This is a genomic window from Mesorhizobium sp. L48C026A00 (genome assembly GCF_000502375.1).
Lineage (GTDB): Bacteria > Pseudomonadota > Alphaproteobacteria > Rhizobiales > Rhizobiaceae > Mesorhizobium > Mesorhizobium muleiense.
Genome location: NZ_AYWU01000003.1, coordinates 256,421 through 277,014, shown reverse-complemented (window position 1 = coordinate 277,014; position 20,594 = coordinate 256,421). Strand labels below are relative to the sequence as shown.

Sequence of the window (20,594 nt, the reverse complement as noted above, 5' to 3'; positions counted from 1 at the left end):
CGCTCTAACTCCTTGGTTTACGCATTTTGTTGGACGCCAGACCAAGATTTTTGGCTGCAAAATGCTCTAGAACCACCGCCGTTCAGGCTCGGAGCTCTTTGCAATCACAATTCCCAAAAGAACGCCGAGCACGCCGCCAAGCATCATCGCCGTAGAGATCGTGCCTGGGTTCTGCTGGACGGTTTCGGTCACGGTGTGTGCCTGGCTACGCAATTGCCGGGCTGCGCGCGAGGCCCGTTCGGCGGCGCTCTCGTACCAGCCCTGTGCCTCCTCGGCACGGTCGGAAAGGGTCCGATTTATGGCGATTTCGCGACGAAGCTCGGCGATCTGTTTCTTCATCGCTTCCTGCGCGTCGTTTGCCGCCTTTGAGGTGCCTGCCATATTGGTGGTCTCCGCCATTGGATTTGTCCCTTTGGTAATCATCCCCCATGGTCATCAGATAGGGGAAACGGTCGCGGACGCGCAGGGTTCCTTGCCCCGAAAACGCGCCGCTGACTGCGTTATCAAGCATCCCCTCGCACCCGCGCGTGGCGGGCAATGATGCTCTCCTCGTCGGTCGCGACGACGCGTATTTCGACCTTGCTGTCAGGTCGGCTTATGATCCCGGCATGGGCGGCATTGGATGGCTCGTCGATCGCCACGCCAAGCCAATCAAGCCTTTCGCATATTGCCTTGCGGACCGGCGCCGAGCGCTCGCCGATGCCGGCGGTGAACACCAGGCATTCGAGGCCGCCCAGCGTGTTGGCGAGCGCGGCAGCTTCCCGTGCCGCCCTGAAGGCAAAAAGCTCTACAGCTTCGCGGGCGTGGGGGTCGTCGCTCGCTTCCAGCGTGCGCATGTCGCCCGAGATGCCGGATATTCCAAGCAGCCCGGATTGCTCATAGAGCATATGCTGCAGAGCCTCTCCGGCGATGCCTCGTTCCAGGACGAGGTACAAAAGCACGCCCGGATCGATGGCGCCGCAACGCGTGCCCATGACCAGCCCGTCGAGCGCGGAAAAGCCCATCGTCGTGTCGAAGCTTCTCCCGTCGCGCATGGCGCACAGGCTCGCCCCGTTGCCGAGATGGGCGACGATCGTCCGCTTCGCTGCAAGCGCCGGCGATATCGCCTTGAGCCGCCCGGCGATGTACTCGTAGGAAAGACCATGAAACCCGTAGCGGCGGATTCCGTCCGCATCGTATTTGCGCGGCAGCGCGAAGCGGCTGACGATCGGATCGATCGCCTGATGGAAGGCGGTGTCGAAGCAGCCGACCTGCGGCAGATCCGGCCGCAGCGCCGCAAGTGTGCGGATCGGCGCGAGACTGCGGGGCTGGTGCAGCGGCGCAAGCGGTGTCAGCCTGTCCAGGGCCTCGATCACGACCGGCGTCAGGCGGACGGGTTCGACGAACTCGCGCCCGCCATGCACGATGCGGTGACCGGCGCAGACCAGTTTCCTGCCGCCAAGTTCGCTCTCGATCCAGCGGAGCAAATCGCCGATGCCCGTATCGCGTGCGTCTCCGGCAAGCCGCCGATCACATTGCGCTGTTCCGTCGGCCGCTTTCGCGCTGAGCCTCGGCGCATCGCCCAGATCCAGCGTGCCACGCGAGACAAGTTGCAGGTCGGCGGACGGCTCAAGATCGTATAGTCCGAACTTGATGCTGGAGGAGCCGGCGTTCAGTGCAAGAATTGCCTGTCGCATCAATCGCCAGCCTTCGTCGCGCTGTTCTCGGGCCAGTTCCACTCCTGGATCTCGGGCATGTCTTCGCCATGCTCGCGGACGTAAGCCTTGTGTTCGGCAAGCTTCCCGTGAAGTTCGGCGGCAAGGTCTTTCGCCCGTTCGGCGAGCCCAGGCACGCGTTCGACCGCCGCGAGCGCCAGGTGGTAGCGGTCGAGCTCATTGAGCACGACCATGTCGAACGGCGTCGTCGTGGTGCCTTCCTCGCGAAAGCCGTGCACGTGCATGTTGTCATGGTTGGCGCGCCGGTAGGTCAGGCGGTGGATGAGATAGGGATAGCCGTGATAGGCGAAGATGACCGGCCTGGCCTTCGTGAACAGCGCGTCGAAATCCTCGTCAGCCAGGCCATGCGGATGCTCTGAATTCGACTGCAGCGTCATCAGGTCGACNGACCGCGACAATCTCTCGATGGAACAGCGCGTCGAAATCCTCGTCAGCCAGGCCATGCGGATGCTCTGAATTCGACTGCAGCGTCATCAGGTCGACCACGTTGACGACGCGTACCTTCAGGTCGGGAAGCGCCGAACGCAGAATGTCGGCGGCCGCGAGCGTCTCCAGTGTCGGCACGTCGCCGGCGCAGGCCATGACCACATCCGGATCCTCGCCCTTGGCAACCGTCCCGGCCCACTCCCAGATCCCCGCCCCCGCCCTGCAATGCACTTCCGCGGCTTCGACAGACAGAAATTGCGGCGCCGGCTGCTTGCCGGCGGTGATGACGTTGATGCGGTTATAGGTTCTCAGGCAATGGTCGGTGATCCACAGCAGCGTGTTGGCATCCGGCGGGAAATAGAGCCTGACCGTGTCGGCCTTCTTGTTGGCGACGAAATCGGCAAAGCCCGGATCCTGGTGGCTGAAGCCGTTGTGATCCTGCCGCCAGACATGCGAGGTCAGCAGGTAATTGAGGGAAGCGATCGGCTCGCGCCAGGCAAGTTCGCGGGATGTCTTCAGCCATTTCGCATGCTGGTTGACCATGGAATCGACGATGTGGATGAACGCCTCGTAACAGGAGAACAGGCCATGGCGGCCGGTCAGCAGATAGCCCTCCAGCCATCCCTGGCAGAGATGCTCGCTGAGCACTTCCATGACGCGGCCGTCCCGGGAGAGTTTTACGTCATAGGGCTCTATCCGCTGCATCCAGACCCGGTCGGTAACCTCGAATACCTCGTCAAGCCGGTTGGAGGATGTCTCGTCCGGCCCCATCAGCCGGAAATTCCCGGCCTGCGCATTCAGGCTCATGACGTCGCGAAGATAGCCCCCGAGAACCCGCGTCGCCTCGGCCTTGGCGCCACCCGGACGCGGCACATCGAGCGCCAGGTTTTTCCAATCGGGAAGCACGAGGTCGCGCTTCAGCAGTCCGCCGTTGGCATAGGGGGTTGCGCCCATGCGCTTGGATCCGGTTGGCGCAAGCGCCGCCAGCTCTGGAAGAAGATGCCCGCTGTCGTCGAACAGCTTTTCCGGTTCGTAGCTCCGCATCCAGTCTTCGAGGATCTTGCGGTGTCCCGCATTGTTGCGGGCGTTCGACACCGGCACTTGATGCGAGCGCCAGAAATCCTCGACCTTCTCGCCATCGACCTCCTTCGGGCCGGTCCACCCCTTCGGGCTGCGCAGCACGATCATCGGCCACAGCGGACGCTCTCCTTGCCAGAACGGCGTACGGGCGCGCTCCTGGATCGAGCGGATTCTGTCGAGCACGGTGTCCAGCTTGGTGGCCATCAACCGATGCATGCGAGCCGGCTCGTGACCTTCGACGAAAAAAGGTTCGTAGCCATAGCCGGCGAACAGGGCGCGCAATTCCACGTCATCCATGCGGGCAAGGATCGTCGGGTTGGCGATCTTGTAGCCGTTGAGATGCAGGATCGGCAGGACAGCGCCGTCGGATGCCGGGTTGAGGAACTTGTTGGAGTGCCATGCCGCCGCGAGCGGACCGGTTTCCGCTTCGCCGTCGCCGACGACGCAGGCGACCACCAGATCGGGATTGTCGAAGGCCGCGCCGAAAGCATGGACCAGCGCATATCCCAGTTCTCCGCCTTCATGGATCGAGCCGGGCGTTTCCGGAGCAGCGTGGCTCGGCACTCCTCCGGGGAAGGAGAATTGCCGAAAAAGTTTCCTCAGGCCGTCTTCGCCCTGGCCGATTTCGGGATAGATTTCGCTGTAGCTGCCCTCGAGCCAGGTGTTTGCGACCATCGCCGGGCCGCCATGACCTGGGCCGCAGATAAACAGAACGTCGAGACCGCGTTGACGGATGACGCGGTTCAGGTGGACGTAGATGAAGTTGAGGCCAGGCGTCGTGCCCCAATGGCCAAGCAGCCGCGGCTTGACGTGTTCGGCTTTCAGCGGCTCGCGCAGCAGCGGATTGTCCATCAGATAGATCTGGCCAACCGAAATGTAGTTCGCGGCCCGCCAATAGCGGTCCATGAGATCGACCTGATAACGGCCGGTTGTGGTCGCAGCTTTCTGAGCCTCGTCGTTCATCGAAAATTCTCCAGAATGCGTTCGCCCGTCGATATCTGGAGTGACATCGCTCTGGAGAAAGGATTTTCACGGAAATAAGTTCGGCTGGAGCCGCCATTTGTGCCCGCCAATCGCTCTTTTGCAGGAACCTGAAAGCTCGCCAATGGTTAAGGAGACTAGCCGCCGGCCATGAGTTGCCGAGGCCGAGCGCATACCCGATGAGCCGTCGGGCACGATTAGGGGACAATCGGGGGCTGTCTGCTCGCAAGAGGAGCAAAAAGATGCTCGATCTTTCCCACGCACGCAACCGAATGGTCGAAGTCCATCTCAGCCGCCGTGGCATCCATGACCGCGAAGTGCTGGAAGCGATGCGCGAGGTTCCGCGCGAGGCTTTCGTCGCTCCCGGCTTTGAAGAATTCGCCTACGAGGACGGGCCGTTGCCGATCGCCGAGGGTCAGACGATATCGCAGCCCTACATCGTCGCCTTGATGATCGAGATGGCGGAAATCGGAACGGGCGACCATGTCCTCGAGGTTGGCACCGGTTCGGGCTACGCGGCTGCCGTGATGAGCCGGATCGTCGAACGCGTCTACACGATCGAGCGCCACGCCGGGTTGGCCGAAACGGCGAGACAGCGGTTCCAAGAGCTTGGCTACGACAATATCGAAGTCCGCACCGGCGATGGCACCAAAGGCTGGCCCGACGCAGCGCCCTTCGACGCCATTCTGGTCGCCGCCGGCGGACCCGGTGCGCCGCTCGCGCTTCAGGAACAGCTCGACGTCGGTGGCAGGCTCGTCATCCCGGTCGGCGACGATCCGCATGATCAGCGCCTTCTCAAGGTCACCCGAACCGGCGCTGCAACTTACAGCGAGGAGGATTTCGGCGGCGTGCGGTTTGTCCCGCTCATTGGCGAGCAGGGCTGGCCCGAGAACGGCAACCGTATCGCGAATGATCGCCCGTCCGGACGCGCACGCACGCGCAGCCTGCCGGAGATGATCGCGGCGGCGGCCGAACCGCTGCCGGATTTCGACGATCCGGCGTTCGGCGAATTGTTCGATCGGTTTGGCGACCGGCGCGTCGTCCTGCTCGGTGAAGCGAGCCACGGCACGTCGGAGTTCTACCGGGCCCGCGCCGCGATCACCCGCAGGCTCATCGAGAAGCACGGCTTCACCATTGTCGCTGTCGAGGCCGACTGGCCTGATGCAGCGGCGATCGACCGCTACGTCCGCCATCGGCCGCCACGCGCCAACGCCGATCCGCCGTTCCAGCGGTTTCCCACCTGGATGTGGCGCAACACCGACGTTGCGGCGTTCGTCGACTGGATGCGACATCACAACGAGCGCATCAGGCTATCGTCCCGGCTAGCCGGGTTCTATGGCCTCGACATCTACAATATGAGCGGATCGATCGCCGCGGTTCTGCAATATCTCGATCGGGTCGATCCGCAGGCAGCAAAGATCGCGCGTGAACGCTATGGCTGCCTGACGCCTTGGCAGCATGAACCATCCACCTACGGCCGTGTCGCGCTCACTTCGGGTTACAAGAAATGCGAGCAGGCCGTACTTGAACAATGCCGCGAGCTCCTTGCCAGGCAGCTCGACTATGGCCAGCAGGACGGCGTCGATTTCATGGATGCCACCCAGAATGCCCGGCTGATCGCTTCCGCGGAACGCTATTACCGGATCATGTATTATGGCGGCGCGCAGTCCTGGAATTTACGCGACACCCATATGTTCGAGACGCTCGAGCATCTGCTGGAAGCTCGCGGGCCGAACGCCAAGGCGGTCGTGTGGGCGCATAACTCCCATATCGGCGATGCCCGCTACACCGAAATGGGGATTGTCAGGGACGAAGTGAACATCGGCCAGCTCTGCCGTCAGCGCTTCGGCGACGAGGCAGCCTTGATCGGGCTCAGCACGCATTCCGGGACAGTCGCCGCGGCCTCCGACTGGGACAGCGAGATGGAGATCAAGCGGGTGCGGCCTTCCCATAGCGATAGCTACGAGCGGCTTTGCCATGATAGCGGCGTCTCGCGTTTCCTGCTCGACATCAAGCGCGACGATACGTTGCGCGAGCGGCTTCTGGAGCGTCGGCTGGAGCGCTTCATCGGCGTGATCTATCGGCCGGAAACCGAACTGCGCAGCCATTACGCGAATGCCTCTCTTGCCCAGCAGTTTGACGCGTTCGTCTGGTTTGACGAAACCGTCGCGGTGACGCCGCTTGGGCCGGAGCATGTCGGAACCGGCGTTCCCGACACCTATCCGTTCGGGCTCTAATGCATGTCGCGCAAAAGCATGCCCTCGGGCCTGACCCGAGGGTGCGCAGTGGTTTTGCGATAACGACATGCATAAAACAACAATCTAAAGCGCGTCGCGTGAGGCCGGCCAAATGCGACGCGCTTTAGCCGCCTCGCGGACAAGGCCCCATCAAGGTGAGTTTCGGCGGAACATTCATCGCGCCCTGCTGTTTCTAGAACAGGACCCTTTTCGAAGGAGTTGTGCCATGAGCGGAACCAAACATCCAAAGTGGAAAAAGCCGAGCGATGCCGATCTGAGGAACAATCCCGGCATCGGCAGCTCCAAGGGCACGATCAAGGAAGGCGACGAACTCTTGCTCGAAGGCGAAAACACCATCGAGGGCGATGTCGAGAACGACACGAACGCCCTTGGCGGGATCAATCCAAGGCAAAAGATGCGGACGAACAAGTAGCGTCGCTGCGCATCCCACGCGCTATTCACTCCCAGCATAAAATGTCGCGGCGACAGCAATCGAGATCAGGCTCAGCATCGCCAGGCCTGCCTTGGCGACGTGCGAGGCTTCCCAAACATCGCGCAAGTCTTTCCAGTCGCCGCTTTGCTTCCGGCGGAGCATTGAAAAAAACGTCGCGGCTGGTTTCGACACTGCGACGTCCTGCACCCAGAAATTGTTGACGGGATGTGTTACCAGCCAATAGGTCGCATGTTCCGCCACCAGGAAGACAAGGGCCGCCAAAGTCCACCAGAATCGACCGCCTGGATAGGGCGTGAGGTAAAGCAGGATGGCGAGTGCAATGATGCCGCCGATCTCGGCAAACCCGCCGATCGTGAAGCCGGGATAGTAGATCTCCTGCACAGATTTGTAGGTGGCCTCCTTGAGGCGCAACTTGCCGGGCAACTCCATCGCGTGTGCGAGCGACAGCGCCATTGCGATTGCGACCAGAAGAAGGGTGACAATCATGAACGCGCGCATGCTGTTCCTCCCTGAACCGTCTTGGCAATACGCGGCGTACATAGCGTGCTCGCCGACACGGTAAAGGCGACGAAGGTGGAGCCGCCGCTCCATTATTCAACGCCGCCGGCATTGAGCCCCACCGCCAAGCCATGGAACCATCGTTCGGCGCGATGGTTGTCACCCTAAATGATCCTCCTCCGAGGAAACGGAAGGAGACACATGCCGCTGTGAACGACCCACGTCTAGGCCGGGGTCGACAGCGAGAACGAGCTATTCATTGGCGCCGGAGCTGTTGAGTGGAAACACATTGGCGCCGAGGAGATGTGAAGCAAGCTTCGGGGAGTCTCCGATGACCGATCCTGATCCAGACCCGAACAATCCCGTGCCGATACCGGATAATCCCAATCCTGAGCCGGCCCGGCCGCCTGCTCCGCCGGAGACTCCGCCTGGTGAGCCTCCGGGCGTTCCTCCGCCTTCGCCTGATCCCGTTCCCAGCCCCGAAAGGCAGCCCGTCGAAATTCCTCCCGATATACCACCGGAGATCCCCACGGAACCGACCTTCCCGGGTCCCACGGCCAGGGCATTGGACCCGGAGCATTGGACCCAGGAGTAAAAACCCGGCTGTAGAACGACGCCGTCGCCGGTCATTCCGGTTTTGGTCATTCCCCGATTTGGCTGGTCGAACGTTCGTTGAGCGTCGCGCCGGTTTGCGCATCGATCGCCGCCAGGCTGACCTCATAGCCCCACAGGGTCCGGATATGGCGCAGCGTCGCGTCGCGACCGGCCTCCTCCAGCATGATGCCGTTCTTCACCTTGTGCTCCAGTCGCAACTGCCGGTCGCCGAGCAGATCGACATCCACAACCTGGATATCCGGCCGGCTCGCGCCGATGTCGTAGCTCTGGGCGAGCCCGGCGCGTATCTTTTCGTAGCCACGCTCATTGTGTATCGACGCGACTTCGTAATGCGGCTCGCTGGCGGCGTCGGCGAGGACAAAGAACCGCCATTTCCGCATCAGGGCGGGGCTCAGATACTGGCGGATGAAAGATTCGTCGCGATGGTTCGCCCACGCGTCGAGCAGGGTTTCGCGCCAATTGCCGTTGCCGGCGACATCGGGGAACCAGTCACGATCCTCGGCGGTCGGCTCGGTCGCTATGCGCTGGATGTCCTGCATCATGTCGAGGCCCAACGCATAAGGATTGATACCGGAAAACCGCGGGTCGTCGAAGCCTGGCTGAAAGATCACGTTCGAATGGTTGCGCAGGATTTCCAGCATCGCGCCTTCGCTGATCAGGCCACGATCGAACAGCATGTTCATCAGCGTGTAGTGCACGAAGGTGGCGCAGCCTTCGTTCATCACCTGTGTTTGCCGCTGCGGATAAAAGTATTGCGCGACGACGCGGACGATCCTGACGATTTCACGCTGCCAGGGCTCCAGGACCAAGCTGTTTTTTTCCAGGAAGTAAAGCAGGTTCTCCTCGGGCAGCTTGAGCGTTTTCTTTCGCTCCGCGATGTTGGAATCCTTTGCCCCAACATTGTCTCCGCCCTTCGAAGGCGGCAGCGTGCGCCACAGATCGTTGTAAGAACGCTCTTCGTACTCCAGGCGCTCACGAACGCCTACACGCTGCCGCTCCGACGACAGCTTCGGCGGCCGGCGATATCTGAAGACCCCCTGTTCCATCAGCGCGTGGGCCGCATCGAGGATCGCCTCCACCGCGGCAACGCCGTGCCGCTCCTCGCAACGGGCAATGTAACCCTTGGCAAAGTCCAGATAGCTCAGGATCGCGCTGGCGTCCGTCCATTGCCGGAACAGATGATTGTTCTTGAAAAAATGATTATGGCCAAGCGCTGCATGAGCTGTCACCAGGGCCTGCAGGGCCATTGTGTTTTCCTCCATCAGGTAGACGATGCAAGGATTGGAATTGATCACCAGCTCATAGGCGAGCCCCCGCCCGCCTTTGCGATAGAGCAATTCCTGGTAGAGGAAATGCTTGCCGAAGGACCAGTGGCGATACATCAGCGGCATGCCGACCGAGGAATAGGCGTCGAGCATCTGCTGGGACGAGATGATCTCCATCTGCACCGGATAGATGTCGAGGTGAAGCTCTTCGATCGCGATCGCCTCGATCGCGTCGTAGGCGCGCGACAGTGTCTTGAAATCCCAGTCGGACCCCGAAAAGAGCAAACCTGATCTGCTGGTTTGGCCTGGTTTGCTGGTTGGGCCTGATTTGCTGGTTTGGCCCGACTTGCTGGTCTGGCCCGACGTGCTGGTCTGGTTCGCCATCGGCTCCCCTCAAGCGCTTTTCTGCAGGACCGGCTGCCTGGCAAAGAGCTGGCGAAAGACCGGATAGATGTCGGCTGCGTTGGCGATACGGCTCATCTGGAAATTCGGCCATCGCTGGTTGACAACGCTGTAGGCGCGCCAGAGCGAGGTCCCATTGTCGGTGGTGCCGAAAATATGGCTCTCACGTTCGTCGATGATCTCGACATAGGCGAAATACTGGCACAGGCGCATGACCTGGCCGTCCATCAAGCCGATGCAGCGCTCGGAATCGGTGACGAAATTGTCGCCGTCCGACGCCTGGGCGGCATAGATGTTCCACTCGTTGCTGGGATAGCGTTGCGCGATGATGCGGTGCATTTCCTCGAGTGCCGTGGAAACAACCGTGCCGCCGCTTTGCGTATTGTAGAAGAAGGTTTCCTCGTCCACCTCCTGCGCCTCGTGCGTATGGCGGATGAAGACGATTTCGGTGCGGTCGTAGCGCCGTTTCAGGAACAGGTGCAGCAGCACGAAGAAGCGCTTGGCCAGATCCTTCTCGCGTTCGCCCATCGAGCCGGATACGTCCATGAGACAGAACATGACCGCATTGGCATTCGGCACGGGCTGGGCGTCGAAACGGTTGAAGCGGATGTCGACGGGATCGACATAGGCGATCCGCTTGCGGCGGCGCTCAAGTCGCTCAAGCTCCTCCCGCAACGCTGCAATGCGCTGGCGTGCCGGCGCCGCGCTCTGCGGCTCGGCCTCCAGGATTGCGAGTTGCTCCGCAATCGCATCGAGTTCCTCCTGCTTGGGGCGCCTTAGCGCAATCCGGCGACCATGGCTGTTTCGCATCGTGCGCCCGACATTGATGTTGGTCGGCGAACCGGTCGCAGCGAACCCGGCGCGGCGCGGTTTGAAGGATAGTATCTCCTTGAGGTTGAGCTTGACCATGTCGGGAAGTTCGAGATCCTCGAAAAAGAGGTCGAGCACCTCCTCGCGCGAGAGCACGAAACGAAAATCGTCCTCCGAGACCGTTTTGCCGGGAGACGAGCCGCCGCCGCCCTGGCCGGGCTTGGGAACCCGGTCGCCAGGGGCGAAATGCTTGTTGCCCGGCAGGATGTGCTGTCGCCGGCCGCTGTCCTTGGCATCGCTGAAGCTCGGCTCTGCTGTGCCCCTCGCCGGCATCGAGACGGTGTGCTCGCTGTCGACATCGGCGATCTTGCCGGTACGGATCCGATCCCGGATGCTTCGCTTCAGCTCTTCGCGCGCACGCTTCAGGAAGCGCTGGCGGTTGCCGAGGCTCTTGTCCTTTGGGTTCAGTCGGCGATCGACAAAGATCGGCATGGAACCATCCCGGCCGGACTCAGCCCGCCTTGTTCACCCGCATGTACCAGTCCACCAGCCGGCGGACCTGGCGTTCGGTGTAACCGCGTCCGACCATCCGATGCACGAACTCGGTATGCCGCTTCTCCGTTACGCTGTCCTGCTTGGAGCCGAAGCTGATCACCGGGAGCAGATCCTCGACCTGGCCGAACATCCGCTTCTCGATGACTTCGCGCAGCTTTTCATAGCTCGTCCACGACGGGTTGCGGCCATGGTTCCTCGCCCTTGCGCGCAACGTGAACTTCACGACCTCGTTGCGGAAGTCCTTGGGGTTGGCAATGCCGGCCGGCTTTTCGACTTGCGACAGTTCGTTGTCCAGCACCTCGCGATTGAGGATCTGGCCGGTATCGGGGTCTTTGTAGTCCTGGTCCTCGATCCAGGCATCGGCATAGGCGATGTAGCGGTCGAACAGGTTTTGGCCGTATTCGCTGTAGGACTCCAGATAGGCCTTCTGAATTTCATGGCCGATGAACTCGGCATAGCGCGTGGCCAGTTCCGACTTTATGAAGTCGAGATAGGCGGCTTCCGTTTCCTTGGGGAACTGCTCGCGCTTGATCGCCTCCTCCAGAATGTACATCAGGTGCACGGGATCGGCGGCCACTTCCTTGGTGTCGTAGTTGAAGGTCTGCGACAGGATCTTGAAGGCAAAGCGCGTGCTGACGCCGGTCATGCCTTCATCGACCCCGGCGGCATCGCGGTATTCCTGAACCGACTTCGCCTTGGGATCTATGTCCTTGAGGTTCTCGCCGTCATACACGCGCATCTTGGTGTAGAGCGGCGAATTGTCATGCTCGGCCAGACGGGTCGAGACGGTGAACCGGCTGAGAATGTCGAGAACCTCCGGTGCACAGGAACTGGAGGCCAATTCGCTTTCGCGCAGCAGCTTTTCGTAGATCTGCCTTTCTTCGGTGACCCGCAGGCAATACGGCACCTTGACCACCAGGATACGGTCGAGGAATGCCTCGTTGTTCTTGTTGTTCTTGAACTGCAGCCATTCCGATTCGTTGGAGTGGGCTACGACGATGCCCTGATACGGGAAAGATCCGAAGTTTTCCGTACCGTTGTAGCTGCCTTCCTGGGTAGCGGTCAGCAACGGATGCAGGACCTTGATCGGCGCTTTGAACATCTCGACGAACTCGAGCAGCCCCTGCGTGGTCCGGTTCAGGCCGCCGCTGTAGGAATAGGCGTCCGGATCGGATTGGCTGAAATGCTCGAGCTGTCTTATGTCGACCTTGCCGACCAGGGCCGAAACGTCCTGGTTGTTCTCATCGCCTGGCTCGGTCTTGGAGATGCCGATCTGGCGTAGCCGCGAAGGCATCAGCTTGACGACGCTGAACTTGGAGATGTCGCCGGACAGTTCGTCGAGGCGCTTGGCCGCCCATGGCGAAATAAGACCGTTCAGCCGGCGCCGCGCGATGCCGTATTTGTCCTCCAAAAGGTCGCCCATGCGGTCAGGATTGAAAAGCCCGAGCGGCGATTCGAAAACCGGACTGATCTGGCCGCCGACCTTCAGCGTATAGATCGGACGCTCCTCCATCAGCTTCTTCAGCCGTTCGGCGAGCGAGGACTTGCCGCCGCCGACAGGGCCAAGCAGATAGAGAATCTGCTTGCGCTCCTCGAGCCCCTGAGAGGCATAGCGGAAATAGCCGGCTATGCGCTCGATCGTGTCCTCCATGCCATAGAACTCGGCGAAGGTGGGATAGACCTTGATTGTCCTGTTCGAGAAAATGCGGCCGAGCCGCTCATCCATGCTGGTGTCGATCAGGGTGGGCTCGCCGATCGCCTCGACCATCCGCTCGGGCGCCGAAGCATACATCGATTTATCCTCGCGGCAGGCAAGGAGATATTGCTGGATGCTTATCTCCTCCTGCGCCGCATTGGTGTAAATCTCCGAAAACAGATCGAAGACGTCGGAGTGGTTCTCGCGCATGGTATTCCTCGCCCCGGCCGGTCTGGTTGCTGTCGCCTGTTCACTCAACTGTCGGAAAGCCTTTGTGGTTCCCTATTACACGTAGTGCGTCCGCGACCGGATGTTAGGGGTCCAGACAGATATCGTGAACGCCTGGAAGTCAGCCAGCGAATGGCTCGCACAATGGAACGTTTCCGAGGGAAGTCCATTCTTCCACCAGCGCTTGCCGAGCGCAACAGCCCGCTGGGTACAAGTTGCCTTTCTGAGGGAATAAACCGCCCGCGTTCAGCAGTTGCCCGCGTTCAGCAGTTGCCCGCGTTCAGCAGTTGAATGGCGAATCACTGGCCATTCGGCGAAGAGAGTTGCACTGCGGTGTCCAACCCTGCACCGGGAGCAACGGTTTCGCTCCTGCTCGGTAACGAAACGAGGGAAAGGAGATGTTCCATGTTCGAGAACAGCATGTGGTTGATCGTCGTTGCTGGCGGCCCGCTACTGCTGGCAATCGTGCTCGCCTACGCACTCCTTACGTGGCGACGCCGTGGGCCTGCAGAGCGCAGAGAAAGCGATCGAGCCACCGAGCGACTGTATCGCGAGGAAAACGATCGCCCGGGCGGAGGCAGTTGAGAACCGCATCGGCAGGCCCGACTTTGGTCTTGCTGCTAGACTCCAACACTTTCGGGCCAAAGCGCCCGGATCTGCTTCGGCAACGCGTCCCGCACCTTGGCCGACTGGCCGAGGTCGACATGCCTGGCGAGTACCTTGAACACGGATCTCGTCGCATCCTCGGGATTCACCGGTGGAGTGGATTTCATCTCCTCGGCCACCCGCTGCAAAAAATCCTCCAACGAACGGCTGCTCGTCGGCAGATCACGCGGCCGATACCGATCATAGTAGGCTCCGCGCACAAGAAGCGGCAGTTCAGCCCCCAAATTGGCAGCCAGTTCGATCTGCAGCCAATCCCGCAAGGTGCGTAGAACGGCTCCCAGCATATGCCAGGCCACGCGCCTGTCGGGCCCGTGATCGGCCATGATCTCGTCCAGCCAGATGTTTGTCGTCTGCAGGGTTTTGTCAAAAACTTCCAAGCCGGTTGCGCTCATCGTCGCCTCCTCTGGGCAGTCCAACACCCGCCCAAATCACCCGCCCAAAATACCCGCCATGACGCGCAAACGGCGATCGAGCGCAATTGTTTCGTCACTCGTTGAAAATTGTCCAAGAGCTCTTTACGCGTACAGTTACGAACGGGCACCCCAAGGAGGCGGCCATGAAGAGCGATACCGAATATCTACGTCTCGCCGTGGAGATCGCCACCGAGAGCCGGGCGAGTGGCAATCATCCTTTTGGGGCGCTCCTGGTCGGGCCGGAAGGCGACGTGCTGCTTTCGTCGGGCAACACCTACGCCCGGGATCGCGGCGTTGGCCACGCAGAGGCAAACGTGGCCCGCGCGGCCGCGCAGCAATACGACCCGACCTTTCTCGAGCGATGCACTCTGGTGACCTCGGTCGAGCCGTGCTGCATGTGCGCCGGGGCCTGTTACTGGGCTGGCATCGGCACCGTGGTCTACGGACTCAGCGAAAGGCGGCTGGCCGAGCTGACCGGAGACAATTCGGAGAATCTGACCCTCGATCTGAGTTGTCACCAAGTGTTCGCCGCCGGACGGCGCCATGTAGCAATCCGTGGCCCATTCCCTGAACTCGAAGAAGAGATCGTAACCGACCACAAGGATTTCTGGTGACCGAACCAAAAAGGACTGCTGTGAAGAATCCGTAGCCTCTGCGGCGCCGTGAGCTCCGGCCACTTCCGGCCCAAAGGTTTGACACGCGAGGCCCGCGTCTTGTTGCAGAAAGCCATCGACGCGTTCATCGCAAATCCCGGTGCGCATCTCAAGACTCGCGCGCAAAACCGCCGACACGCAAAACCGCCGACTGGAACCTACATTCGGACTCGACCGACACGTTCATTCCACCAGTTGGAAAGCTCAGTTGCCCGGAACCTTCCTCCCCTCTCGCCGGTTTACCGCGGAGGGGTTGCAAATGGGTCGATATTTCAGCCTGTCAGCTGCGTCATTGTTGCTCGCGAGCGGCTCTGCCGGCGCCCAGTCGAGCACTCAGTCGGCACTTGAGCCCGCGGGAGCGGAAGCGCAGCAGATAGAAATGCTGTTTTGGGTCATGCTAAGCGGCGGCGCCGTCATCTGGCTGGGGGTGGTCGGCCTGCTTCTTCATGCAGCCCTGGTCAATCGCCGCAGGCTGGCCGAAAAATCTGCCAGCAGCATCATCCTTTGGGGCGGCGTAGTCTTCCCCTCGGTCACGCTTTGTGCGCTGCTCGCCTATGCGCTGTGGCTGATGCCTGGCCTTCGGCCCTTCGCCCAGGCGAGCCCCGCCGCCCTGCGGATCGAAGTCACCGGCAGGCAGTTCTGGTGGGAAGTTGTCTATCACCCTCCTCAGGGACCGCCGGTCACTTCCGCCAACGAGATCAGGCTGCCGGTCGGCGAGCGGGTCGAATTGACCGTGAAAAGCGCCGATGTGATCCATTCCTTCTGGATCCCACCGCTCGGCGGCAAGATGGACATGATCCCCGGCCGCACCAACAGGCTTTCGATCATGGCCACCAAAGCTGGTATATTCCGCGGCCCGTGCGCGGAATATTGCGGCACGTCTCACGCGCTGATGGCGTTCTCGGCCGTCGCGATGGCGCCCGAAGCCTTCCGGTCCTGGCTTGCCGCCCAGGCAATTCCCGCGGAAGGGGCCGGCGCAAGCGGCGGCGCGCTGTTCCTGCGCCATGGCTGCGGGTCCTGCCATTTCGTCGCGGGCACCGATGCGCGCGGCCTGATCGGCCCGGACCTTTCGCATATCGGTTCTCGCGCCACCGTCGCAGCCGGAATCCTGCCCAACACCGAAGACGCCGTCACCCGCTTCATCGCCCGGCCCGACCTGATCAAGCCTGGTTCCGGGATGCCGGCCTTCGACATGTTGCCGCCGGGCGACATTCGCGCCATAGCCGCCTGGCTGAGGGGCCTGCGATGAGCGCTGCTGTCAAGGAGCGTTCGCCGGACGAATACAAGGCGCAGGAACAGCGGCTGCGCGCCGTCTGGGCCAATCCAACCGGCTGGCGCTACTGGACCTCGGTGAACAATTACCAGATCGGCCTCTGGTACGGCTCGGCGGCCTTCGCCTTCATGCTGTTTGCCGGCGTGCTCGCGCTCCTGGTGCGGCTGCAGCTCGCCGTGCCCGACAACGACCTCCTCTCGGCCGACTTATTCAACCAGGCTTTCACCCTGCACGGCACGGTGATGATGTTCCTGTTCGCGGTGCCGATCTTCGAGGCGGTCGCGATCTTCCTGCTGCCGCCGATGCTGGGCGCCCGCGAAATGCCGTTTCCGCGCCTCGGAGCCTTCAGTTTTTGGAGCTTTTTGCTCGGCGGTATCTTCGTCTGCGGCTCGATCTTCTTCAATGCGGCGCCGTCGGCAGGCTGGTTCATGTATCCGCCGCTCGCCACCGACAAGGAGTTCTCCGGCATTGGAGCCGACATCTGGCTGCTCGGCCTTTCCTTCATCGAAGTCGCCTCGATCGCGGCCGCCGTCGAGCTCATCGTCGGCATCATGAAATGCCGCGCGCCGGGCATGCGCATCAACCTGATGCCGCTCTTCGCCTGGTACCTGCTGATCGTTGCCGGAATGATCCTGTTCGCCTTCCCGCCGCTGATCGCCGGCGACCTCCTGTTCGAGATGGAACGGATGTTCGATTGGCCGTTCTTCGACGCAGCGCGCGGCGGCGACCCGCTGCTGTGGCAGCATCTGTTCTGGATATTCGGCCATCCGGAAGTCTACATCATCTTCCTGCCGGCGATCGCGCTGATGGCCATGATCGTGCCGACTTTTTCCCAGCGTCCGATCGTCGGTTACTCCTGGATCGTGCTCGCGGCAGTGGGGACAGGGTTCCTTTCCTTCGGCCTGTGGGTGCACCATATGTTTGCCACAGGCCTGCCGCAGATCTCGCTGGCCTTCTTCTCGGCGGCCTCCGAGGCGGTGGCGATCCCGACGGGCGTGCAGATCTTCGTCTTCATCGCCACCATGCTGGCCGGCCGGGTGATCTTCTCGACCCCGATGCTGTTCGGCACCGGAGGGTTGGCCATCTTCGTCATTGGTGGCCTGACGGGCGTCATGGTGGCGCTCGCACCCTTCGACTGGCAGGCCCACGACACGTATTTTGTCGTTGCGCATCTCCATTATGTGCTGATCGGCGGCATGCTTTTCCCGGTCGTGGCCGGGCTCTATTACTATTACCCGCTGATCGACGCGAAGAAGCTCTCAGACCGGTTGGGGCGGCTCGCCTTCTGGCTGATGTTCTGCGGCTTCAACATCGCCTTTTTCCCCATGCATCTGAGCGGCTTGCGCGGCATGCCCCGCCGCGTCTTCACCTATCCAGCCGAAATCGGCTGGAACTGGCTGAACCTGATCTCGACGGCCGGAGCCTTCATTTTCGCCGCGGGCGTGCTGGTGGTCGTCTTCGACGTGCTCAGGCCAAAGCACCGGCAGCCGCGCGGCGAATTCAACCCGTGGAATGCCGGCACGCTGGAATGGATTTCCGAGCCGGAGGAGAACTGGGGCGTCCGCTCGATACCCATCGTGCGCAGCCGCTACCCCTTGTGGGACCAGAAGGACCTTGCCCGCAAAGTCAATGAAGGCCGCTATTATCTGCCCGACGCGGAAGAGGGATGGCGCGAGGGACTGGTCACCACCGTGCTCGACGCCGAACCCGTCCAGGTGCTGCGCGTCGGCGGCACCTCCCATGTCACCATCGTCTCGGCTCTTTCGCTCGGAGGCGCCTTCATCGCGCTTACCTTCCACTGGTGGATCGCGACGGCGCTGGCCGCAATCATCTGCTTTTGCGCAGTCATCTACTGGCTCTGGACGGGCACTGGCGAAATCCCCGAGAAGCCGGAAAAGGATGTCGGCCTGGGCCTCAGCCTGCCGCTTTATGCCTCCGGCTCCGATTCGGTCGGCTGGTGGGCGATGTTCATCACCATGGTGGGCGATGGCACCGCGTTCGCCAGCCTCGTCTTCGGCTATTTCTTCTACTGGACGATCCATTCCAACTTCACCGCGGGGATTGCCGGGCCCGATGCGGTCTGGTCGCTGGTGGCTGCCAGCCTGTTCGCTACGGCGTGGGGCCTGATGGTGGCGGCACGCACGGTCAACAGGCGCGGCGCTACGGCCACTATGCGCGGCTTGCTGGTGCTGTCCCTGCTGACGACCGTTGCCGCGTCCGCCACAGGCCTGGCCGCGCCATTGTCTCCAGGCATGGACCCGACGCGCCACGTCTATCCCGCAATCGTCTGGATCCTGGTGATCTGGGTGCTCGCCCATGCAGCGCTCGGCACAGTCATGCAGGCCTATTGCCTGGCCCGCTCGCTGGCCGGCCGACTGACGCCGAAGCATGACCTGGATCTAGGCAATGTGGTGCTCTACTGGCATTTCCTGCTGATTGCCGCCGTCACCACCTTCGCCATCATCGGCCTCTTTCCGGCAGCGATGTGAGGCGCCGATGTGGCTTGTCCCAAAACAGATCGAGACACTGTGGACCCTGTTCACTGCGCCGGTGGTGTGGGCTGCGCATTTCCTTGTTTGCTACATCGGCGCGGCGATCTATTGCGCCAAGCCCGAGATTGTCGGGCTGAGTTTCAGCGCTGTGCGCGCCGGCATCGCCGCCGCCACCGTGATCGCCCTCTCGCTGATCGCGCTGTCAGCATGGCTCGCCTGGCGGCAATGGGGCTTCGGCACAGACGATCCGCCGCACGACGATCCGACGAGACGCGACCGGACCCTGTTCCAGGGCTTTGCGACGCTGCTGCTCTCGGGTCTCAGCTTCATCGCCGTGATCTTCACCGCGATGCCTGCATTGTTCCTGACGGAGTGTATCCGGTGAGACGCGCCTGCCTCATCCTCGGCATCCTCGTCCTTGCCCTGGTCTGGCTCGGGCCGCTGCTCGATGGCTTGCGGGATTCGTTTTCGGCGCACATGCTGGCGCATATGGGAGTGGTGGCGATCGCCGCGCCGCTGATGGCGATTGGGGTCCCGCTCGGCCCGACACCAGGTGCGAGCCGGGCGTTCACCCTCGCCCTCCCCGCCTCCCTCGTCGAACTCATCGTCGTCTGGTCCTGGCACGCACCGGCCTTGCGGGCTCTGGCGCAAAGCTCGCTGTTTGTCACCGCTGTCGAGCAGGTCACGTTCCTTGCCGCCGGGCTGTTCCTATGGCTGGCCTGCCTGCCGCGCCGCGGCTCGGACACCACAGGCTATGCCGCCGGCGCCTTCGCCCTGCTTCTGACTTCCATCCACATGACCTTGCTCGGCGCGCTGCTGGCGCTGACCCCGCGGCCGCTTTATGGGACCGGCGAGACAAGCTGCTTCGGCATCGCGCTTTCCGCCCAGCAGGATCAGGAACTTGGCGGCGTCATCATGCTTCTGGTCGGCGCCGCGGTCTACCTGGCCGGCGGCGTGACGCTTTTCGCGCGCATCCTCGCCACACCACCGCGGAAGACGGTCTGATGCATATCAGCTGGAAGAAGCTCGCCATAGCGCTTGCCATTCTGCCCTTCGTCGTGGTGCTGGCGGCCTGGATCGGCTTTTTCAATGTCGGTGCCTCGAGCGGCCACTGGAAGATCACGGAATGGTTCCTCCATTTCGCCATGCGATCGGCTGTGCGCACCTATGCCCTGGCGGTCGACGCTCCAGAGGCTCTGCCGCGCCATGCGATTCAGCCGGCCGCCGGGCATTTCGCACGCGGCTGCGCCATCTGTCACGGCGCGCCGGGCGAGCCGCGATCTCCTGTCGTCATGAGAATGCTGCCGCAGCCGCCTGACCTTGCCGGGGCCGTCGGCGAATGGTCGGACGCGGAGCTTTTTCGTATCGTCAAGCACGGCGTGCGTTTCACCGGCATGCCGGCCTGGCCGACGCAGGAACGCGACGACGAGGTCTGGGCGATGGTCGCCTTCCTGCGCGAACTGCCGTCGCTGGACGAGGCCGCCTATCGCGATCTCGCCTATGGCGAAAGGCTTGCGCCTCCTGCAGGCGCTGCCGAAACCCTGCCGCAAGCGCTGGCGGATTGCGCCCGCTGCCACGGCGAGGACGGTTTTGGACGCGGTCCCGCGATACCCGTTCTGGCCGGGCAGAGCGAGGCGTATCTGCTTGAAAGCCTGCGTGCCTATGCCGAGGAAGGCCGGGCAAGCGGGTTGATGAGCCTGCCCGCCATTGCGGCAGGGCCTCAACTCTGGCCGGACCTGGCCAAGCATTTCGCTGCCCTGCCGGCGATGCACCCCGGCGGCGGCGGCGATCCAGCACTTGTCCGGCGCGGCAAGGAAATCGCCGAGAGCGGCGTCAGGCAGGCCAATGTGCCCGCCTGTCTCGGCTGTCACGGAAGACAGGACCGCAGCCCGCTCTATCCCTCGATCGCCGGCCAGCCGGCGCCCTACATCGAGACGCAGCTTGGGTTGTTCAGGGCGGGAAAGCGTGGCGGAACGCGCTTCGGCCATCTCATGGCAAATGCCGCGAAGGGTCTGACGGACGACGACGTCCGCGCGCTTGCAGCCTACTTCTCCCGATCGGCCGCTGCGTCGGCAACCGCAACGCGATAAGCGCGTTTGCGTTCTTTCGACGTTTTTCGAGGTTCTGGTGAAAAA

Annotated in this window: 16 protein-coding genes and 1 pseudogene; 9 read left to right on the top strand and 8 right to left on the bottom strand. The window is 62.2% G+C overall.

Annotated elements, in window-relative coordinates; all coding sequences use genetic code 11:
• Nucleotides 1-66: 66 nt before the first annotated feature.
• The 3 genes and pseudogenes from X738_RS50840 to X738_RS50830 all read right to left on the bottom strand — a co-directional run bounded on the left by X738_RS50840 (nucleotide 67) and on the right by X738_RS50830 (nucleotide 4,184).
• A complete protein-coding gene (locus X738_RS50840; RefSeq protein ID WP_023797803.1) occupies nucleotides 67-399 on the bottom strand; it encodes a hypothetical protein in 333 nt (110 codons plus the stop codon).
• A 104-nt stretch (nucleotides 400-503) separates the two neighbouring features.
• Entirely contained in the window at nucleotides 504-1,676 is a 1,173-nt protein-coding gene (locus X738_RS50835; RefSeq protein ID WP_023797802.1) for an acetate/propionate family kinase, read from the bottom strand.
• Nucleotides 1,676-4,184: pseudogene (locus X738_RS50830) on the bottom strand (phosphoketolase family protein). Before X738_RS50830 ends, X738_RS50835 begins: the two are co-directional and overlap by 1 nt.
• 260 nt (nucleotides 4,185-4,444) lie before the next feature.
• Here X738_RS50830 and X738_RS50825 point away from each other — a divergent pair.
• Entirely contained in the window at nucleotides 4,445-6,439 is a 1,995-nt protein-coding gene (locus X738_RS50825; RefSeq protein ID WP_023797799.1) for a protein-L-isoaspartate(D-aspartate) O-methyltransferase, read from the top strand.
• 226 nt (nucleotides 6,440-6,665) lie between these two features.
• On the top strand, nucleotides 6,666-6,872 hold the full coding sequence (locus tag X738_RS50820) for a hypothetical protein (RefSeq protein ID WP_023797798.1): 207 nt from the start codon (nucleotides 6,666-6,668) through the stop codon (nucleotides 6,870-6,872).
• Between the two features lie 21 nt (nucleotides 6,873-6,893).
• Here X738_RS50820 and X738_RS50815 read toward each other — a convergent pair whose 3' ends face one another.
• The 4 genes from X738_RS50815 to X738_RS50800 form a co-directional block, all read right to left on the bottom strand.
• On the bottom strand, nucleotides 6,894-7,484 hold the full coding sequence (locus tag X738_RS50815; protein WP_245277597.1) for a DUF1772 domain-containing protein: 591 nt from the start codon (nucleotides 7,482-7,484) through the stop codon (nucleotides 6,894-6,896).
• A 548-nt stretch (nucleotides 7,485-8,032) separates the two neighbouring features.
• The gene (locus tag X738_RS50810) at nucleotides 8,033-9,655 is read right to left on the bottom strand and encodes a SpoVR family protein (RefSeq protein WP_023797796.1); all 1,623 of its coding nucleotides are present in this window, start codon (nucleotides 9,653-9,655) and stop codon (nucleotides 8,033-8,035) included.
• A 9-nt stretch (nucleotides 9,656-9,664) separates the two neighbouring features.
• Nucleotides 9,665-10,975, bottom strand: a complete 1,311-nt coding sequence (locus tag X738_RS50805; RefSeq protein ID WP_023797795.1) for a YeaH/YhbH family protein — start codon at nucleotides 10,973-10,975, stop codon at nucleotides 9,665-9,667.
• A 19-nt stretch (nucleotides 10,976-10,994) separates the two neighbouring features.
• The gene (locus tag X738_RS50800) at nucleotides 10,995-12,944 is read right to left on the bottom strand and encodes a PrkA family serine protein kinase (RefSeq protein WP_023797794.1); all 1,950 of its coding nucleotides are present in this window, start codon (nucleotides 12,942-12,944) and stop codon (nucleotides 10,995-10,997) included.
• Between the two features lie 423 nt (nucleotides 12,945-13,367).
• Here X738_RS50800 and X738_RS82270 point away from each other — a divergent pair, with 423 nt between their 5' ends.
• Complete coding sequence (locus X738_RS82270) at nucleotides 13,368-13,547, top strand: hypothetical protein (protein ID WP_023797793.1); 180 nt, start codon at nucleotides 13,368-13,370, stop codon at nucleotides 13,545-13,547.
• Nucleotides 13,548-13,582: 35 nt separating this feature from the next.
• Here X738_RS82270 and X738_RS50795 read toward each other — a convergent pair whose 3' ends face one another.
• The gene (locus X738_RS50795; RefSeq protein ID WP_023797792.1) at nucleotides 13,583-14,020 is read right to left on the bottom strand and encodes a DUF2267 domain-containing protein; all 438 of its coding nucleotides are present in this window, start codon (nucleotides 14,018-14,020) and stop codon (nucleotides 13,583-13,585) included.
• A gap of 164 nt (nucleotides 14,021-14,184) precedes the next feature.
• Between X738_RS50795 and X738_RS50790 the strand changes: the two genes are divergently transcribed.
• From X738_RS50790 to X738_RS50765, 6 genes are all read left to right on the top strand, one after another.
• The gene (locus X738_RS50790) at nucleotides 14,185-14,655 is read left to right on the top strand and encodes a nucleoside deaminase (RefSeq protein WP_023797791.1); all 471 of its coding nucleotides are present in this window, start codon (nucleotides 14,185-14,187) and stop codon (nucleotides 14,653-14,655) included.
• A gap of 298 nt (nucleotides 14,656-14,953) precedes the next feature.
• The gene (gene coxB, locus X738_RS50785; RefSeq protein ID WP_036269355.1) at nucleotides 14,954-15,943 is read left to right on the top strand and encodes a cytochrome c oxidase subunit II; all 990 of its coding nucleotides are present in this window, start codon (nucleotides 14,954-14,956) and stop codon (nucleotides 15,941-15,943) included.
• The gene (gene ctaD, locus X738_RS50780) at nucleotides 15,940-18,456 is read left to right on the top strand and encodes a cytochrome c oxidase subunit I (protein WP_023797789.1); all 2,517 of its coding nucleotides are present in this window, start codon (nucleotides 15,940-15,942) and stop codon (nucleotides 18,454-18,456) included. The genes coxB and ctaD overlap by 4 nt, the downstream gene beginning before the upstream one ends.
• Before the next feature lie 7 nt (nucleotides 18,457-18,463).
• Nucleotides 18,464-18,844 carry a hypothetical protein gene (locus tag X738_RS50775; protein ID WP_023797788.1) on the top strand — a complete coding sequence of 127 codons (381 nt, stop codon included), beginning with the start codon at nucleotides 18,464-18,466 and terminating at the stop codon, nucleotides 18,842-18,844.
• Nucleotides 18,841-19,464 (top strand): cytochrome c oxidase assembly protein, encoded by a 624-nt coding sequence (locus X738_RS50770; protein ID WP_023797787.1) that lies wholly within the window; start codon nucleotides 18,841-18,843, stop codon nucleotides 19,462-19,464. The genes X738_RS50775 and X738_RS50770 overlap by 4 nt, the downstream gene beginning before the upstream one ends.
• Complete coding sequence (locus X738_RS50765) at nucleotides 19,464-20,549, top strand: c-type cytochrome (RefSeq protein ID WP_023797786.1); 1,086 nt, start codon at nucleotides 19,464-19,466, stop codon at nucleotides 20,547-20,549. Before X738_RS50770 ends, X738_RS50765 begins: the two co-directional genes overlap by 1 nt.
• Nucleotides 20,550-20,594: the final 45 nt, after the last annotated feature.

What these genes read in the sequence shown, in the direction of transcription:
- X738_RS50840 (WP_023797803.1), bottom strand. Translation starts at nt 399, where the DNA reads ATGGCGGAGACCACCAATATGGCAGGCACCTCAAAGGCGGCAAACGAC.
- X738_RS50835 (WP_023797802.1), bottom strand. Translation starts at nt 1,676, where the DNA reads ATGCGACAGGCAATTCTTGCACTGAACGCCGGCTCCTCCAGCATCAAG.
- X738_RS50825 (WP_023797799.1), top strand. Translation starts at nt 4,445, where the DNA reads ATGCTCGATCTTTCCCACGCACGCAACCGAATGGTCGAAGTCCATCTC.
- X738_RS50820 (WP_023797798.1), top strand. Translation starts at nt 6,666, where the DNA reads ATGAGCGGAACCAAACATCCAAAGTGGAAAAAGCCGAGCGATGCCGAT.
- X738_RS50815 (WP_245277597.1), bottom strand. Translation starts at nt 7,484, where the DNA reads ATGGAGCGGCGGCTCCACCTTCGTCGCCTTTACCGTGTCGGCGAGCAC.
- X738_RS50810 (WP_023797796.1), bottom strand. Translation starts at nt 9,655, where the DNA reads ATGGCGAACCAGACCAGCACGTCGGGCCAGACCAGCAAGTCGGGCCAA.
- X738_RS50805 (WP_023797795.1), bottom strand. Translation starts at nt 10,975, where the DNA reads ATGCCGATCTTTGTCGATCGCCGACTGAACCCAAAGGACAAGAGCCTC.
- X738_RS50800 (WP_023797794.1), bottom strand. Translation starts at nt 12,944, where the DNA reads ATGCGCGAGAACCACTCCGACGTCTTCGATCTGTTTTCGGAGATTTAC.
- X738_RS82270 (WP_023797793.1), top strand. Translation starts at nt 13,368, where the DNA reads ATGTTCGAGAACAGCATGTGGTTGATCGTCGTTGCTGGCGGCCCGCTA.
- X738_RS50795 (WP_023797792.1), bottom strand. Translation starts at nt 14,020, where the DNA reads ATGAGCGCAACCGGCTTGGAAGTTTTTGACAAAACCCTGCAGACGACA.
- X738_RS50790 (WP_023797791.1), top strand. Translation starts at nt 14,185, where the DNA reads ATGAAGAGCGATACCGAATATCTACGTCTCGCCGTGGAGATCGCCACC.
- coxB (WP_036269355.1), top strand. Translation starts at nt 14,954, where the DNA reads ATGGGTCGATATTTCAGCCTGTCAGCTGCGTCATTGTTGCTCGCGAGC.
- ctaD (WP_023797789.1), top strand. Translation starts at nt 15,940, where the DNA reads ATGAGCGCTGCTGTCAAGGAGCGTTCGCCGGACGAATACAAGGCGCAG.
- X738_RS50775 (WP_023797788.1), top strand. Translation starts at nt 18,464, where the DNA reads ATGTGGCTTGTCCCAAAACAGATCGAGACACTGTGGACCCTGTTCACT.
- X738_RS50765 (WP_023797786.1), top strand. Translation starts at nt 19,464, where the DNA reads ATGCATATCAGCTGGAAGAAGCTCGCCATAGCGCTTGCCATTCTGCCC.